The organism is Kribbella sp. NPDC051586, assembly GCF_044453965.1.
In the GTDB taxonomy this organism is placed as follows: domain Bacteria; phylum Actinomycetota; class Actinomycetes; order Propionibacteriales; family Kribbellaceae; genus Kribbella.
Genome location: NZ_JBITDF010000001.1, coordinates 403,372 through 418,498, shown reverse-complemented (window position 1 = coordinate 418,498; position 15,127 = coordinate 403,372). Strand labels below are relative to the sequence as shown.

The following is a 15,127-nucleotide window of genomic DNA, read 5'->3' as shown; positions in this document are numbered from 1 at the left end:
CCAGCTGGCCCGCTCAGATGGTTGCCTCCTGGTCGAGCGGGCGGTCGCCGAAGTCTGTCAGCGGCGGCAGATCCAGTTCTATCGCTGCTGCCAGGCGTTCCCAGCCCGCCCGGCCGAAGGGTTCCGTGCCTGCGGTGAAGTCGTGCTCCAAGGTGTGGGCGGCGGTTTCGGCTGCTTGGCGTTCGGCGTCGGTGACCAGGCCGGCGGCGTGGGCGTCGGCCAGTTCGTCCCAGTCTTCGGTGCCGATCGTCCCGTCCGCGCGGCGGAACGGGTCCAGCTCCAGGTCCTCGAACGTCCACTCAGCGCCCACGAGCGCCGGTTGGGTGCTCACGTCGACGTGGAGCAGGCCGCTGTGGCGGAAGTACGCGAACCACCATCCGTCGTACGGCGCGAGGTGGACCGAATGCTCGCCCGGCAGACCCGGACCGAGCTGGGCGACCTCGCACACCTCGCCGTTGTTCGCCCGGAAGAGCGAGTGCGCCGGCGTGTAGAACCACGTGCCGAACGCGTCGGTCCCCAGCTCGTACGTCGGCCAGAGCCCCGACCCCGACGGCCGCTTGCGTTTGCGGATGTACGTCGTCTTCACAGCAGCTGGCTCAACGTGTGGATGAGGAGCCCGACGAGCGCTCCGACGACGGTCCCGTTGATGCGGATGAACTGGAGGTCACGTCCGACGTGGAGCTCGATCCGGGCGGCGGCCTCCCGTCCGTCCCAGCGTTCGATCGTGTCGGAGATGACCGAGACGATCTCGGTGCCGTACGTGCGGACGACGTATCCGACCGCCTCGGCCGCGCGGTCGTCGACGCCGGCGCGGAGGGCCTCGTCGTCCTGGAGTCGCCGGCCGAGGTCGTGCAGGGCTCTGATCCCGCGGGACCGGAGGGTGCTGTTCGGGTCGTTGATCGCGTCGATCAGCGCCGTTCGCATCGCGTCCCAGACCGCCGTCAGGCTCGAACCCATGTCCGGATGCGTCAGCATCCGCGCCTTCCAGGCCTCGAAGCGTTCCATCGTCTCCGGGTCGTGCTGCAGGTCGTCGGCCAGCTTCGCGAGCAGCCGGTCGACCGCGCGTCGCGCCGGGTGCGACGGGTTGTCGCGTACGTCGGCCAGCCACGCCAGCGCCTCGCGATGGATCCGGTCGATCACGATCCGGTCCACCCACTGCGGCGACCAGCGCGGCGCCCGCGGGCCGACCACGTCCGCGAGCAGCTCCCGGTTGTTCGCCAGCCAGTCGTACGCCTCGACCATCAGCAGGTCGAACAGCGCGTGATGGGCGCCGTCCTCGACCACGGACTGCACGAAGTGCCCGGCGATCGGGCTCAACGGCTCCTTCACGAACCGCGGCAGCAACGACCCCCGCACGAACGCCGACACGTCGTCGTCGCCGAGCTTCGGCAACGCCGCCCCGATCGTCCGCGCGCCCTCGGCCACGATCCGCTCGGCGTGGTTGCCGTCGGCAAGCCACTCACCGGCCCGCCGGCTCACCTCCGCGGTGCGCATCTTCTCGGCCACCACTTCCTCGGACAGGAAGTTCTCGGTGACGAACTGCTCCAGGCTCTCGGCCAGGCTGTCCTTGCGGGTCGGCACGATCGCGGTGTGCGGGATCGGCAGCCCGAGCGGCCGCCGGAACAGCGCGGTCACCGCGAACCAGTCCGCCAGCGCACCCACCATCGCCGCCTCGGCCGCCGCGTTCAGGTACGCCCAGCCGCCGCTCAGGTGCAGCGTCGCCACGTAGATCACGGCCGCGAGCACCAGCAGCGCCAACGCCACCGACCGCATCCGCCGCAGTCCACTCCGCCGTACCTGGTCGGCAGCGCTCAGGGTCATGGTCGCCATACCCCGATTCAACCAAGTGGGCGGTGATGATCAGGTCAGGCAAGCACCTGATTTGTCCCTCGACGTTCCATCAGGCCGGAGATCAGCGCCAGCAGCAGACCGGCGACCGCGAGCGCGGCACCCAGCCGGCTCGGCCATTCGTAGCCGTAGCCGGCCGCGAGTACGACGCCGCCGAGCCAGGCGCCCAGCGCGTTGGCGATGTTCAGCGTCGAGTGGTTCAGCGACGCGGCCAGCGACTGACCCTCGTGCGCGACGTCCATCAAGCGGGTCTGCAGCGCCGGCACCAGGATGCTCGCCGAGCACCCCATCGCGAACACGGCGACCAGCGCGCCCGTCCGCGTCTGCGCGAGCCAGCCGAACGCCCCCAGTACGACGGCCACCGCGACCAGTCCGCCGTACACGCTGCCCATCAGCGAGCGGTCCGCCAGCCGTCCGCCCAGTACGGTGCCGACGGTCATGCCGACGCCGTACACGGCGAGCACGATCGTCACCGCGGACTCCGAGAAACCGGCCAGTTCCGTCATCGTCGGCGTGATGTAGGAGTACGTCGCGAACATCCCGCCGAAGCCGACCATCCCGACCAGCAGGGCCATCCACACCTGCGGCCGCGCCAGCGCACTCAGCTCGCTCCGGACGTTCACGTCGCTGCCGACCGGCTGCGGCGGCACCCAGAACCACACCGCGACGAGTGTCACGAGCCCGAGCACCCCGACCGCGAGGAACGGCACCTGCCACCCGAGCTTCTGCCCGAGCAAGGTCGTCAGCGGTACGCCGATGATGTTCGCGACCGGCAGCCCGACCATCGTCATCGACACGGCCCGCGCCCGGCGCTCCGGCGCTACCATCGACGCGCCGACGACGGCGCCGATCCCGAAGAACGCGCCGTGCGGCAGCCCGGACAGGAACCGCGCCGCCATCAGGAACTCGTAGCTCGAGGCAACCGACGACAGCACGTTGCCGACCACGAACACCGCGACCAGCCCGAGCAGCAACCGCTTCCGCCCGGTCCGCGCGCCGAACGCCGCGATCAACGGAGCGCCGACCACGACGCCCAGCGCGTACGCCGAGACGACATGGCCGGCCGTCGGGATCGAGATGTGTACGCCGTCAGCGATCTGCGGCAGCAGCCCCATCGTGACGAACTCGGTGGTCCCGATCGCGAAACCACCGGTCGCCAGCGCGAACAACGCCAGGCTGACGTGCCGCGCAGTGCCGCGTGTGTCAGGAGTCACCGAACTTGTCACACCTGATTGTCGCAGAGATCAGCAGGGCCACCGCGAGGAGGGCGAAGACCGTGTTGCCGACCAGATCGGTGGTGTGCGGGGCGTCGAAGACCGGCGTCTCGGGGAACGCGTGCCACGCGTAGGTGAGCAGCGCGCCGCCCGCGACCGCCATCGTGTGCTTCTGTGTCCAGCTCGTACGCCGCGAGTAGTGCACCAGGACGACGGCTGCCACAACGTCGATGACGAGCATCACGGCCGCACCCAGCCAGCCGTTCTTCACCACGTCGCTCGCGACCATCCAGCCCGAGCTCACCGCCAGGCCGGCCACCGCGAGCAGCCAGACCGGGGGCACCGTGCCCGCGGTGCGAGGCCGCGGCCGCTGGCCGATCCGGGCCGCGACGACGACCAGTACGACGATGGCGACCGCGACGCCGGCGAACTGGGCCGGCGATGCGACGAAGGAGTCCATCCCGAGTTGGACCGCGGTCGTGGCGACGATGCCGACCACGAACAGCGCGACGTACACACTGAGCCCGACCTTGCCCAGCCACGGATCACGCGGCCGGCGTGACATCGACTCCATCAGCACGATCGGGATCGTGATGCTCCAGATCGTGTGCAGTCCGAGCACGAACACCGTCCACGGCGCGCCCATGCCCAGGAAGCCGATGTGCCCCGGGTCCAGGAGCCGCTGGTCGACGTAGTTCGGGTTGAACAGCGACTGCGTGGTGATGCCCTCCTCGAGGACGCCGTACGCGAGCGCGAGGACCACCACGCTCGGGTAGCCCCAGCCGCGCCGCCGGACGATCTCCCGGATCAGGACCGCGCCGCCGCCGTACAGCGGCGCCAGGCCCAGTAGCGCGAAGAGGGCGCTGATCGGGATGTTCCCGAGCAGGAACTCCGCGACCAGGGGAGACAGGAAGAACAGGCCGAGGGCGGGCAGGCTCCGCTTCACGCTGTAGCGCTGAGGGGCGGTCACCACATTCGTGTTCGTCATGTCCACAACTCTCGTGGTCGCGGGCCGGTCGGGTGGATGCGATCCGTCCGGATCCTGCGCTGACGGACGTCCGGCCCCGGGCCTGACGGATGTCATGGCTCAGGGTCCGGTCAGGGTCATTCTGCCTATACGGCGTATAGGGAATGTGTATTTAATGGTCGTCATGAGAGACGTGACGACCAAGGACCGGATCACCGCCGCGGCGACGTACCTGCTGACCGAGCACGGCGCCGCCGGGGTGTCGATGCGGAAGGTGGCGGCCGCGGTCGGCATCACGCCGATGGCGATCTACCAGTACTTCGGGGATCGCGAGTCGTTGCTGAACGCGGTCGCGGACGCGGCGTTCGTCGAGCTGGTGCGGCGCTGGGAGTCGGCCGAGCGTCCCGTGGCGGCGGACGAGCTGCTGCGGGAGATGCTGATCGACCACGTCGACTTCGCGCTCGGGCAGCCGCGGCTGTACGACTACATGTTCACCGAGCGGCGCGACCAGGCGCGGAAGTTCCCCGCGGACTTCCAGGCTCGCAGGTCACCCACACTCAACCTGGTCGCCGACGCGATCATCGCGGGCGTCGACCAGCAGTTGTTCCGCGCCGACGCAGACCTGTGGGAAACCAGCCTGATGTTCGCCGCTCTCCTCCACGGCCTGATCCAACTCCACCACGGCGACCGCATCGGCATGCCGGACTCCGAGTTCCGCGCCCTCTGCCTCCGCCTGGGCGAAAGGATGATCAATGAACTACGTATCTAGACGGGTCGCGATCGCGGCGGCTGCCGGCACCGGGGTGCTGTTGTACTTCGGGTCCGGCTTGCACGCGATCCCCGCTCTGACCTGGCTTGCGCCTGTTCCGGTGTTTCTCGTGGCTCCTCGTCTTCGGGCCGGAGCGGCGGCTCTGACTGCCTGTGTGGGTTGGCTTCTGGGATTGTCCAACCTTGCGCGGTATCTGCTGGGTGATCTGGAGTTGCCGGTCGTCGTGCTGGTGTTCCTGCTGTTGCTGGCGGGGGTGTTCGCGCTCACCGTGGTGTTCTTCCGAGGGCTTGTCGTGCGGGGGCATCCGATCGTGGCGGCGGTCGCGGCTCCGGCTTTGTGGGCCGGGCTTGACTATGTGATCGCGGCCGTGTCGCCGCACGGTGCGTTCACGAGTCTTGCGTACACGCAGGTGGAAGTTGCCCCGGTCAACCAGATCGTGTCGTTGACCGGGCCGTGGGGGCTGAGTTTCCTGCTGCTTCTCCCGGCCGCGGTGATTGCCGCCCGCAAGCCGATGCTCGTCGGCGCCCTCGTGATAGTTGCCATCAGCACCTGTCTGTACGGCGCCGTCCGCCTGCACGGAACTCCGCAGAGCCGGCCCGTGAAGATCGCCGTCGTGTCCGCGCAAGGAGCCGGCAATGCCCGCTGGCCGAATGCCGGTGGACCGGCGATTCTCGAGCGTTATCGCCCACTGGTCGCCCGAGCCGCCAGTTCCGGCGCGAAGATCGTGCTGCTGCCGGAGAAGATGATCGACGTCGAGACCAGAGATCTCCCACAGCTCTCGCAACAGTTCCAAACGCTTGCCGCCAGCAACAAGATCGAGCTGGTCGTCGGTCTCACGGTTCTCGGCGACGGGGATCACAACCGCGCCCTGATGTTCCATCCCGACGGCACCGCGCCCACGTCGTACGACAAGCACCACCTCATCCCTGGGATCGAGCCGTACACCCCGGGCGACCAGCTGGCGACGTACGACACCTGGGGGCTGATGATCTGCAAGGACATGGACTTCCCGGCGCTGGCCCGTCAGTACGGCGAACTCAGTACCTCGCTCCTGCTCGTCCCCGCGCTCGACTTCGTCGACGACGGGTGGCTGCACAGCCGGATGGCGCTGCTCCGCGGTATCGAGAACGGCATCCCGATCGCCCGCGACGGCAGCCAGGGCCGCCTGACCCTCACCGACGCCAACGGCCGCATCGTCGCGGAGACCACCGCTCCCAAGGATGGCCCGGCCGTCCTGATCGGCGAGCTCCGGCCGGGCATCGACCGGACGATCTACACCGCCTGGGGTGACTGGTTCGCCTGGCTGTGCTGTCTGGTCGCCCTGGCCGGGTTGCTGTGGTTGAGGTCCCGCGGCGGGCGTGAAAACATCCGGCATGGCCAACTTCGGGGACTACCAGTTGCAGATCTACCTGCAGGGGATGTTGCAGGGGACGAAGCCGGAGATCACGACGGACCTGGCCCGGCTGGAGTCGCAGGCGGCCGGGAAGCTCCCGCTGGAGGCGATGGGGTACATCGTGCCGAGCGCGGGCGGCGGCGCGACGGCGCGGGCCAACCAGGCCGCGTTCGACCGGTGGCGCCTGGCGCCCCGGATGCTCCGCGGCAGCACCGAACGTGACCTGTCCTGCACCATTCTCGGTACGGCGATGCCCGCGCCCGTCCTGGTCGCACCGATCGGTGTCCAGACCCTCGCACATCCGGACGGCGAGCTGGCGACGGCACGGGCCGCCGACACCCTCGGCCTCACCTATACGCACTCGACCCAGGCGAGCCACGCGATCGAGCAGATCGAGGCGAGCAACAAGTGGTTCCAGCTGTACTACCCGACCGACCGCGACGTCTGCCTCAGCTTCCTGCAGCGCGCCAAGGCCGCGGGGTACGCCGTACTCGTCGTCACGCTGGACACCGGGACGATCGGGTGGCGGCCGGCCGATCTGGACCGCGGGTTCCTGCCGTTCCTGAAGGGGGAGGGCCTCGCGAACTACTTCAGCGACCCGGCCTTCCGGTCGAAGCTGGCCAAGCCCGTCGCCGAGGACCCGGGCGCGGCGGTGATGCTCTGGGCGCAGATCTTCCCGAACGTCGGGCTGGCCTGGGACGACCTGTCGTTCCTGCGCGACAACTGGGACGGCCCGATCGTCCTCAAGGGCATCACCGCGGTCGAGGACGCCAAGCTGGCCGCCGAGCACGGCGTCGACGGCATCGTGGTCTCGAACCACGGTGGTCGCCAGGTCGACGGTGCGGTGGCCTCCCTGGACGCACTGCCGGCGATCGCGGACGCGGTCGGCGAACAACTGACGGTCCTGTTCGACTCCGGCGTACGGACCGGCTCGGACGCGGCGAAGGCGCTCGCCCTGGGAGCCAAGGCGGTGCTGCTCGGTCGTCCGTTGCTGTACGGCCTCGCCCTCGCGGGGCAGACCGGTGTCGAGCACGTACTGCGCTGCTTCCTGGCCGAGCTCGACCTGACGTTGGCCTTGTCCGGGTACGCGAACCACCGCGAGCTCAACCGCGACTCGGTCGTGCGCGCATGAAGGCCGTCATCTTCGACCTCGACAACACCCTCTTCGACCACACGCTGTCGGCGACGTACGCGGTCCGGAGCTGGGTCACGGACCTCGGCGGTACGCCGACCGACGAGCTGGTCGCGCAGTGGTTCGGGATCGAGGACCGCGTCTACGGCCGCTGGCTGTCCGGAGAGCTCACACACCAGGGCCAGCGCCGTGTCCGCCTGCGCGAGTTCCTCCCGTTGATCGGCCAACCGGTCCCGACTGCCGACGCCGACCAGGACGAGGCCTTCACGGGTTACCTGCGGCACTACCAGGGCAGCTGGACGGCGTACCCGGACGCGCGGCCGGCGCTGGAGGTTGCCCGGGGCAACGGTTGGCGGATCGGCGTACTGACCAACGGCAACACGGTGCAGCAGAACGCGAAGCTGGCCGCGATCGGCCTGGCGGACCTGATCGACGTGGTGTGTACGTCCGAGGCCCTCGGCTTCAGCAAGCCCGCGCCCGAGGCTTACCTGCGCACCTGCGAGGCGTTGGGGGTCGAGCCGTCCGAGGTTCTGATGATCGGCGACAACCTCGACCTGGATGTGCTCGCCGCGCAGGCGGCCGGACTGGCGGCGCGGCACCTGGATCGCACCGTGGGACACACTCTGCCGGACCTGCTCGAGCTCATGTAGTCTCTGCGACAGAGATCCAATTCTCTGAAGCGATCATTACAGGAGGTCGCGATGCGGAACGTGCCGGCGCTGGTCCGGCGGTACGTCGACGACGGCCGGTTCCCGGGCACCGTCACGGTGGTCGCGCACCGCGACGAGGTGCTGCTGTTCGATGCGTACGGGCATCGCGACGTCGAGCGCGACCTGCCGATGACCGCGGACACGATCTTCCGGATCTACTCGATGACCAAGCCGATCGCGAGCCTCGGGCTGATGCAGCTCTACGAGGAAGGCCGCTTCCAGCTCGACGACCCGGTGGTGAAGTACCTGCCGGAGCTCGGCCGGCCGAAGGTGTACGACGACGGCACGCTCCGCGAGTCCACCCGCGAGCTGACCGTGCGGGATCTGCTGATGCATACGTCCGGACTCGCGGCCTCGAACGGCAAGCATCCGGTCAGCCTGCTCTATCAGCAGGCCGGGCTGACCGGGATGGATTCGGACGCATCGCTGTCCGAGCTGCCGGGCCGGCTGGCCGGCCTGCCGTTGCAGGCGGACCCCGGGACGCGCTGGATCTACGGAGTCTCCACCGATCTCGTCGGCCTGCTGTGCGAGGTGATCGGCGGACAACCGCTGGACGCGTACCTGCGGACCCGGATCTTCGAACCGCTCGGCATGACCGACACCGGCTTTTCGGTGCCCGAGGCAAGCATCTCGCGGTTCGCGGCCTGCTACGGATACGACGACGGCGGGTTCACGCTCACCGACGATCCGCGGACGAGTGCCTATGCCAGGCCGCGCGCCTTCCTGTCCGGGGTCGCCGGGCTGGTGTCGACGGCGAGCGACTACCTACGCTTCACCCGGATGCTTGCCGGTGGCGGTTCGCTCGACGGGACCCGGATCATCGGGTCGCGGACGCTGCGGTTCATGACCACCAACCATCTGCCCGGTGGTCAGGATCTCGCCGCGTTCGCGGACTTCGGCGGCGAGACGAAGCGGGCCGGCCAGGGCTTCGGCCTCGGCTTCGGGGTGTTGCTCGATCCGACCGTCGCGCAGACCATCGGGACGTCCGGTGAGTACTTCTGGGGCGGCAAGGCGTCGACCGCGTTCTTCGTCTCCCCGGCCGACGAGCTCGTCGTCGTCCTCCTCACCCAACTCGTCCCCTCCGCCAGGTACCCGATCCGCCGCGAACTCAGGGCCGCCGTCTATGGCGCACTTGACGGCTGACGACGGCTGCCGGCTCTGGACGGAGGTGAGTGGCTCCGGACCATCCGCCGTACTCGTGCATGGCGGTCCTGGCTGGTGGGACGTGTTCCACGACCTGTCGCTACCAGGGTTCACGCTGCACAGGTGGGACCAACGAGGCTGCGGCCGCTCGGAGCGCCGCGGTCCGTACACGCTCGCCCGCTTCGTCGCCGACCTCGCCACCGTGTGCGGCCCAGGTCCGTGCATCGTGATCGGGCATTCCTGGGGAGCCTCGCTGGCGTTGGAGTTCGCCCAAGCACATCCGGACGTCGTGTCCCGGTTGGTGCTGGTGTCGTCGGTCGGACTCGACGGTCCGCCGCCCGACTACCGGGCGCGGGTCGCCGAGCGCCTCGCCGGTACTGCGGAAGCTGATCCGTGGATCGCGCGGATCTCGGTGAACCTCGCCGATCGGATGACGGCCCTGACCCGGGCTCGCAGGTTGAACACGCCGTGGTTCGAGCCCAACCAGGTGTGCGCCGATGCGTTGCGCGACGAGCTGAGTGCCGTGCCGGATCGGGCGGGGGCTTGCCGGCGGGTCGTCGTACCGACGCTGATGGTGCACGGCGCGGAGGACCTGCGGCCGCCGTACGTGACCGACAGCTTGCTCGAGGCCCTGCCCAACGCGGAACGGGTAGTGCTCGACGGTGTCGGGCACTACCCGTGGATCGAAAACCCGACCGACTTCCAAAAAGCCGTCCGCGAATTCCTCACCCGTCCGAACGACGAGGTCGGATGAGCTGACCAAGGCGATGGTTATGTATTGCAAAACTAGGTAACGCTTACTACGTGGAGCGCGAATTCGATGAACCGCGCCCGCCGGCCACGCTCCGGCCGACACTGTTCATCGGACCACCCAGGCAGCTGGGTGGTGCATTGTTGGAGGTTATGGTCGAGATGAGTCCGCCTCGGGACCTCCATGTCTTTCCTGTGATGGTTGCACGGGGAAAGCACCTCGAGCGGATGGAGGAGGGCAGATGAGCGAGAAGGACTACGACGCGGCTGCGGAGTGGGCAGAGCACGACATGCAGCTCCCCGAGCAGTCGAAATCCGCTCTTCGGGGCGAGGCGGCGGCCGCCTTCGGCAAGGATCTCGTCGAGCGGTCCCGCGGCGGCCGGCCATCGATCGAGCCCGAGGCCGGGCCGGGCGAGGCCTCACCGGTTCGGCAGGTGCGCTTGCCCCGTGCCATCGACAACGACCTGGTTGTCTTCGCCGAGCAGAACCATCGCAACCTCAGTGAAGTGATGCGTGAGGCCATCGTCGAGTACCTGACCGCCCACCGACAGGCCAGCTAGTCCAAACGCGAGGCCCAAAGGCCAAGGGGATCTCGAGCCGATTCGCCATCGAGATCCCCGCGACGCTGCTAGTTGATCGTCAGTTGATCGTCCAGGTGTCGGCGCCGGTGACCAGGGCCTGCAGGTCGCCGGTGCCCTGGGTCTCCTGGGCGGTGGTGATCTGCTGGCGGACCAGGTCGTCGTACGCCGGGCGCTCGACCGAGCGGAACACGCCGATCGGGGCCTGGTGGAGGACGCCCGCGTCGGTCAGCCGGGACAGCGCGAACGCGTACGCCGGGTCCTCCGTGTGCGCGTCGTGGACGACGAGGTCGGCCTCGCCGCCGGGCAGGTCCGCGACCTCCCGGACGGCGAGGGACGCGAACCCGTCGCGGACCACACCGAGGTGTCCGTCCGTGCCGAAGCGGATCGGCTCGCCGTGGACCAGCGGGATGATCGCGTCGTCCCGGGTCTCCGGGTCCTTGAACGCCTCGAACGCGTTGTCGTTGAAGATCGGGCAGTTCTGGTAGATCTCGACGAACGCCGTACCGCGGTGCTCGGCCGCGGCCCGCAGTACCGAGGTGAGGTGCTTGCGGTCGGAGTCGACCGTCCGGGCCACGAACGTCGCCTCCGCGCCGAGCGCCAGCGAAACCGGGTTGAACGGGTTGTCGACCGAACCCATCGGCGTCGACTTCGTCACCTTGCCCGGCTCCGAGGTCGGCGAGTACTGCCCCTTGGTCAGGCCGTAGATCCGGTTGTTGAACAGCAGGATCTTGAGGTTCACGTTCCGCCGCAGCGTATGGATCAGGTGGTTGCCGCCGATCGACAGCGCGTCGCCGTCACCGGTCACCACCCACACGCTCAGGTCGGGCCGCGCCACCGCGAGGCCGGTCGCGATCGCCGGCGCGCGGCCGTGGATCGAGTGCATGCCGTACGTCGACAGGTAGTACGGGAAGCGGGACGAGCAGCCGATCCCGGAGACCATCGCGACGTTCTCGCGCTTGATCCCGAGCTCGGGCAGGAAGCCCTGGAAGGCCGCGAGTACGGCGTAGTCGCCGCAGCCCGGGCACCAGCGGACCTCCTGGTCCGACACGTATTCCTTGCGGTTCTGCGGCTCGGTCGCGGCCGGCACGCCACGCAGGCCACCGGGCAGACTCGGCAGACCGAGGTCGACCGTGCTCATCGTGCTCCCTCCGACGTGTGCAGTTGGCCGTTGGACTGGCCGTTGGACTGGCCGTTCGGTTCGGTGTGCAGCGCCTCGCCGTGGGTCAGGCTGGCGGCCGCCGAGCCGAGATGGCGGGCGTCGTCGTCGATGCCCTCGGTCTCCTCGACCAGGTTGCCGATCACCTCGGCCAGCTCCGCGGCGCCGAGCGGCATACCGCGGACCTGTGCGTACGAGACGACGTCGACCAGGTACTTGGCCCGCAGCAGCATCGCGAGCTGGCCCAGGTTCATCTCCGGGACCAGGACCTTGTCGTAGCTGCGGATCAGGTCGCCGAGGTTGTCCGGGAACGGGTTCAGGTGGCGCAGGTGGGCCTGCGCGACCTTGCCGCCGACCTTGCGGACCCGGCGGACACCGGCGCCGATGGGGCCGTACGTCGAACCCCACCCGAGCACCAGGACCTTCGCCGTACCGTCCGGGTCGTCGACCTCGACCGGCGGGATCGACCGCGCGACCGCGTCGACCTTGGCCTGGCGGGTGCGGATCATCAGGTCGTGGTTGGCCGGGTCGTAGGAGATGTTGCCGGTCTTGTCCTCCTTCTCCAGACCACCGATCCGGTGGTCCAGGCCCGGCGTACCCGGGATCGCCCACGCACGGGCGAGGGTCTCCGGGTCGCGCAGGTACGGAAGGTAGGTCGGCTGACCCTTGTCGTCGGTCGCGTTCGGCTCGAGGGTGAAGTTGGGCTCGATCGTCGGCAGGTCAGCGACCACCGGGATCTGCCACGGCTCGGAACCGTTGGCCAGGTAGCCGTCGGACAGCACGATCACCGGAGTGCGGTAGGTGATCGCGATCCGGGCCGCCTCGACCGCGATCGCGAAGCAGTCCGCGGGGGACTGGGCCGCGAGCACCGGCAGCGGCGCCTCGCCGTTACGGCCGAACATCACCTGCAGCAGGTCGGCCTGCTCGGTCTTGGTCGGCATACCGGTCGAGGGACCGGCGCGCTGGATGTCGCAGACGACCAGCGGCAGCTCGAGCATCACGCCGAGGCCGATCGTCTCGGACTTCAGGCTGATACCCGGGCCGGACGACGTGGTCACGCCGAGCGCGCCGCCGAACGACGCGCCCAGGGCGGCGCCGATGCCGGCGATCTCGTCCTCGGCCTGGACCGTGGTGACGTTGAACCGCTTGAGCTTGGACAGCTCGTGCAGTACGTCGGACGCCGGGGTGATCGGGTACGCGCCGAGGACCAGCGGCAGCCCGGCCTGCTGGGCGCCGGCGACCAGGCCGTACGCCAGCGCGAGGTTGCCGGAGATGTTCCGGTAGGTGCCGGTGGCCATGCTGGCCGGCTTCACCTCGTACCGGACGGAGAACTCCTCGGCCGTCTCGCCGAAGTTGTAGCCCGCGCGGAAGGCCGCGATGTTCGCGTCCCGGATGTCCGGCTTGCCCGCGAACTTCGTCTCGAGGAACGTGATCGTCGACTCGACCGGTCGCTGGAACAGCCAGGACACCAGGCCGAGCGCGTACATGTTCTTGGCCCGGGAAGCGTCCTTGCGGGTCAGCCCGAACTCCTTGACCGACTCCACCGTCATGCCGGTCAGGTTGAGCGGGACCACGTGGTACGCCTCGAGCTCGCCGGTCTCCAGCGGGTTCTCGTCGTACCCGATCCGCTTCAGGTTGCGGGCGGTGAAGTCCGCGGTGTCGATGATCAGCGTCGCACCGCGCGGGACGTCCTTGAGGTTCGCCTTCAGGGCCGCCGGGTTCATCGCGATCAGCACGTCGGGCGCGTCGCCCGGCGTGAGGATGTCGTGGTCGGCGAAGTGGAGCTGGAAGGACGACACTCCCGGCAGGGTCCCGGCTGGTGCCCGGATCTCGGCTGGGAAGTTGGGCAACGTCGACAGGTCATTGCCGAACGATGCCGTTTCCGCTGTGAACCTGTCCCCCGTGAGCTGCATCCCGTCACCGGAATCGCCGGCGAAGCGGATCACCACGCGGTCGAGCTGCTTGACCTCGATGGTCACTGTTCTTTTCATCTCCAAGTCGAAGCTTGGGTCGTCCGGCCGCCTTGTGGGCGACAGTCCGATCCCCCCGTCAGGGCGATAACCCCAATATTAGTTCGCCCTTAGAACAGAACCATGCGGAAGCCCCGGTGGTCCACAGCCTGGGACGCGGTGTTAACGGGTCGTTGGGTCAGGTAGAGACGAAACCTCCCAGTGTCACACTCCGCAGCGACTCGCTTGCGATCCGAAGTGAGAACCGGCAGGGTGTCGTCATCAAGCTGTGACTTCAAGGAGTTGTTTCATGCGTCGTGTGCTGGCCGGACTACTGACGTTGCTGCTCGCGGGGTGCGCGGCGCCGGTCGCCCCGGCGGACAGCTCGCTGAGTCTGGGCAGTACGGCGTCCGCGGCGGTTGCGGCGTCCGCGGCGCCGACGCGGACCGCGAAGATCGCCAGTATCCGGACGACGGACGCGACCAAGGGCGTGATCACCGTGGTCGGGACGCTGACACCCGCGCCGGCGGCCGGCACGCGGATCCCGCTGCACCAGTGGATCCCGTCGTTGAAGCGCTGGCAGGAAGTCGCGCACGGGTACTCGTCCGGCAGCAGCGTGACGATCACCACGGTCCAGCCGGGGTCGATCCGGACGTACCGGATCGCGGTCGGTGCGCAGGCGCCGTACGCCGCGGCGATCTCGCCGATGATCAGCTTCAAGCACTACGTGTGGCGCGGGATGTTCAAGAAGGGCCTCGTCGCCGCGGGCGGAGCGGGCCAGCCGCAGTTCACCGTCGTACCGCCGAGCGAAGGACCGCGGCGGGCCGAGGCGGATCTGCTGGCGAACCAGGGCGGGTACGTCTGGGGCGACGTGGACTCGACCGGCTGCCGCTACGCGCGGAACTGGCTCGGCAACCTGACCGACGGTCTGGTGCGGGTCTCGCTGCACAACGGGACGACGGCGATGACGTCGGTCCGGATGCAGCAGGAGACCGAGACCTGGCTGAACTACGACATCTCCGGCGTGACCCGGCTCCGGTTGCAGGTCGCGGACATCCGCTCCGGGTACGGGCCGTACGTTTCGATCGACTCACTGCTGCTCTGCACGAACTAAGCTGCTGCCTGTGTCGGACAGCTATGGCGTAGTCGCCGCGGTGGTCGCGCTCGGCCTGGTCGGGCTGATCGGCGCGTTCGCGCTGAACAAGGCGCTGACGGTCACCTATCCGACCGAGAACAAGCTCAAGACGTACGAGTCCGGCGTCGACCCCGTCGGCGAAGGCTGGGCCCAGGTCCACATCCGGTACTACCTGTTCGCCTACCTCTACGTGATCTTCGCCGTAGACGCGATCTACCTCTTCCCCTGGGCGACGATCTTCGCAACCCTCGGCTACGCCACCCTCATCGAGATGTTCGTCTTCCTGGCCTTCGTAGCCGCCGGCCTCCTCTACGCCTACCGCAAGGACGTCATCCGCTGGACGTGAGCGCCGGCGGCGGACCTGGGGCACTCACCAACCT

Annotated in this window: 15 protein-coding genes; 9 read left to right on the top strand and 6 right to left on the bottom strand. The window is 68.7% G+C overall.

Annotated elements, in window-relative coordinates; all coding sequences use genetic code 11:
• Positions 1-13 precede the first annotated feature (13 nt).
• The 4 genes from ACIA58_RS02150 to ACIA58_RS02135 are packed head-to-tail and all read right to left on the bottom strand — an operon-like array spanning position 14 to position 4,050.
• On the bottom strand, positions 14-586 hold the full coding sequence (locus ACIA58_RS02150) for a DUF402 domain-containing protein (protein WP_396401745.1): 573 nt from the start codon (positions 584-586) through the stop codon (positions 14-16).
• Positions 583-1,830 carry a DUF445 domain-containing protein gene (locus tag ACIA58_RS02145; RefSeq protein WP_396401744.1) on the bottom strand — a complete coding sequence of 416 codons (1,248 nt, stop codon included), beginning with the start codon at positions 1,828-1,830 and terminating at the stop codon, positions 583-585. The genes ACIA58_RS02150 and ACIA58_RS02145 overlap by 4 nt, the downstream gene beginning before the upstream one ends.
• Positions 1,831-1,865: 35 nt before the next feature.
• Positions 1,866-3,062, bottom strand: a complete 1,197-nt coding sequence (locus tag ACIA58_RS02140; protein ID WP_396401743.1) for an MFS transporter — start codon at positions 3,060-3,062, stop codon at positions 1,866-1,868.
• Complete coding sequence (locus tag ACIA58_RS02135; RefSeq protein WP_396401742.1) at positions 3,052-4,050, bottom strand: hypothetical protein; 999 nt, start codon at positions 4,048-4,050, stop codon at positions 3,052-3,054. The genes ACIA58_RS02140 and ACIA58_RS02135 overlap by 11 nt, the downstream gene beginning before the upstream one ends.
• A 163-nt stretch (positions 4,051-4,213) precedes the next feature.
• Here ACIA58_RS02135 and ACIA58_RS02130 point away from each other — a divergent pair, with 163 nt between their 5' ends.
• The 7 genes from ACIA58_RS02130 (at position 4,214) to ACIA58_RS02100 (ending at position 10,486) form a co-directional block, all read left to right on the top strand.
• A complete protein-coding gene (locus ACIA58_RS02130) occupies positions 4,214-4,798 on the top strand; it encodes a TetR/AcrR family transcriptional regulator (RefSeq protein WP_396401741.1) in 585 nt (194 codons plus the stop codon).
• On the top strand, positions 4,782-6,413 hold the full coding sequence (locus ACIA58_RS02125; RefSeq protein WP_396401740.1) for a nitrilase-related carbon-nitrogen hydrolase: 1,632 nt from the start codon (positions 4,782-4,784) through the stop codon (positions 6,411-6,413). The genes ACIA58_RS02130 and ACIA58_RS02125 overlap by 17 nt, the downstream gene beginning before the upstream one ends.
• A complete protein-coding gene (locus ACIA58_RS02120) occupies positions 6,301-7,323 on the top strand; it encodes an alpha-hydroxy-acid oxidizing protein (RefSeq protein ID WP_396401739.1) in 1,023 nt (340 codons plus the stop codon). The genes ACIA58_RS02125 and ACIA58_RS02120 overlap by 113 nt, the downstream gene beginning before the upstream one ends.
• Positions 7,320-7,973, top strand: coding sequence for an HAD family hydrolase (locus ACIA58_RS02115; RefSeq protein WP_396401738.1), 654 nt, complete (start codon positions 7,320-7,322; stop codon positions 7,971-7,973). The genes ACIA58_RS02120 and ACIA58_RS02115 overlap by 4 nt, the downstream gene beginning before the upstream one ends.
• A 51-nt stretch (positions 7,974-8,024) precedes the next feature.
• Positions 8,025-9,176, top strand: a complete 1,152-nt coding sequence (locus ACIA58_RS02110) for a serine hydrolase domain-containing protein (RefSeq protein WP_396401737.1) — start codon at positions 8,025-8,027, stop codon at positions 9,174-9,176.
• Complete coding sequence (locus tag ACIA58_RS02105) at positions 9,157-9,930, top strand: alpha/beta fold hydrolase (protein ID WP_396401736.1); 774 nt, start codon at positions 9,157-9,159, stop codon at positions 9,928-9,930. The genes ACIA58_RS02110 and ACIA58_RS02105 overlap by 20 nt, the downstream gene beginning before the upstream one ends.
• A gap of 238 nt (positions 9,931-10,168) precedes the next feature.
• Positions 10,169-10,486: a hypothetical protein gene (locus ACIA58_RS02100; protein WP_396401735.1), complete on the top strand. Its 318-nt coding sequence runs from the start codon at positions 10,169-10,171 to the stop codon at positions 10,484-10,486.
• Positions 10,487-10,565: 79 nt separating this feature from the next.
• On the opposite strand, the gene ACIA58_RS02095 is transcribed toward ACIA58_RS02100, so the two are convergent.
• Positions 10,566-11,645 (bottom strand): 2-oxoacid:ferredoxin oxidoreductase subunit beta, encoded by a 1,080-nt coding sequence (locus ACIA58_RS02095; RefSeq protein ID WP_396401734.1) that lies wholly within the window; start codon positions 11,643-11,645, stop codon positions 10,566-10,568.
• Positions 11,642-13,654, bottom strand: coding sequence for a 2-oxoacid:acceptor oxidoreductase subunit alpha (locus ACIA58_RS02090; protein ID WP_396401733.1), 2,013 nt, complete (start codon positions 13,652-13,654; stop codon positions 11,642-11,644). The genes ACIA58_RS02095 and ACIA58_RS02090 overlap by 4 nt, the downstream gene beginning before the upstream one ends.
• Positions 13,655-13,922: 268 nt before the next feature.
• Here ACIA58_RS02090 and ACIA58_RS02085 point away from each other — a divergent pair, with 268 nt between their 5' ends.
• Together ACIA58_RS02085 and ACIA58_RS02080 are read left to right on the top strand one after the other, a co-directional pair.
• On the top strand, positions 13,923-14,726 hold the full coding sequence (locus tag ACIA58_RS02085) for a hypothetical protein (RefSeq protein ID WP_396401732.1): 804 nt from the start codon (positions 13,923-13,925) through the stop codon (positions 14,724-14,726).
• 10 nt (positions 14,727-14,736) lie between these two features.
• Positions 14,737-15,093 (top strand): NADH-quinone oxidoreductase subunit A, encoded by a 357-nt coding sequence (locus tag ACIA58_RS02080; protein ID WP_396401731.1) that lies wholly within the window; start codon positions 14,737-14,739, stop codon positions 15,091-15,093.
• The last annotated feature ends 34 nt before the right edge of the window (positions 15,094-15,127 follow it).

Coding starts and splice junctions, on each gene's coding strand:
- ACIA58_RS02145 (WP_396401744.1), bottom strand. CDS start 1,830: ATGGCGACCATGACCCTGAGCGCTGCCGACCAGGTACGGCGGAGTGGA.
- ACIA58_RS02090 (WP_396401733.1), bottom strand. CDS start 13,654: ATGAAAAGAACAGTGACCATCGAGGTCAAGCAGCTCGACCGCGTGGTG.
- ACIA58_RS02120 (WP_396401739.1), top strand. CDS start 6,301: ATGGGGTACATCGTGCCGAGCGCGGGCGGCGGCGCGACGGCGCGGGCC.
- ACIA58_RS02085 (WP_396401732.1), top strand. CDS start 13,923: ATGCGTCGTGTGCTGGCCGGACTACTGACGTTGCTGCTCGCGGGGTGC.
- ACIA58_RS02135 (WP_396401742.1), bottom strand. CDS start 4,050: ATGACGAACACGAATGTGGTGACCGCCCCTCAGCGCTACAGCGTGAAG.
- ACIA58_RS02105 (WP_396401736.1), top strand. CDS start 9,157: ATGGCGCACTTGACGGCTGACGACGGCTGCCGGCTCTGGACGGAGGTG.
- ACIA58_RS02125 (WP_396401740.1), top strand. CDS start 4,782: ATGAACTACGTATCTAGACGGGTCGCGATCGCGGCGGCTGCCGGCACC.
- ACIA58_RS02130 (WP_396401741.1), top strand. CDS start 4,214: ATGAGAGACGTGACGACCAAGGACCGGATCACCGCCGCGGCGACGTAC.
- ACIA58_RS02110 (WP_396401737.1), top strand. CDS start 8,025: ATGCGGAACGTGCCGGCGCTGGTCCGGCGGTACGTCGACGACGGCCGG.
- ACIA58_RS02115 (WP_396401738.1), top strand. CDS start 7,320: ATGAAGGCCGTCATCTTCGACCTCGACAACACCCTCTTCGACCACACG.
- ACIA58_RS02095 (WP_396401734.1), bottom strand. CDS start 11,645: ATGAGCACGGTCGACCTCGGTCTGCCGAGTCTGCCCGGTGGCCTGCGT.
- ACIA58_RS02100 (WP_396401735.1), top strand. CDS start 10,169: ATGAGCGAGAAGGACTACGACGCGGCTGCGGAGTGGGCAGAGCACGAC.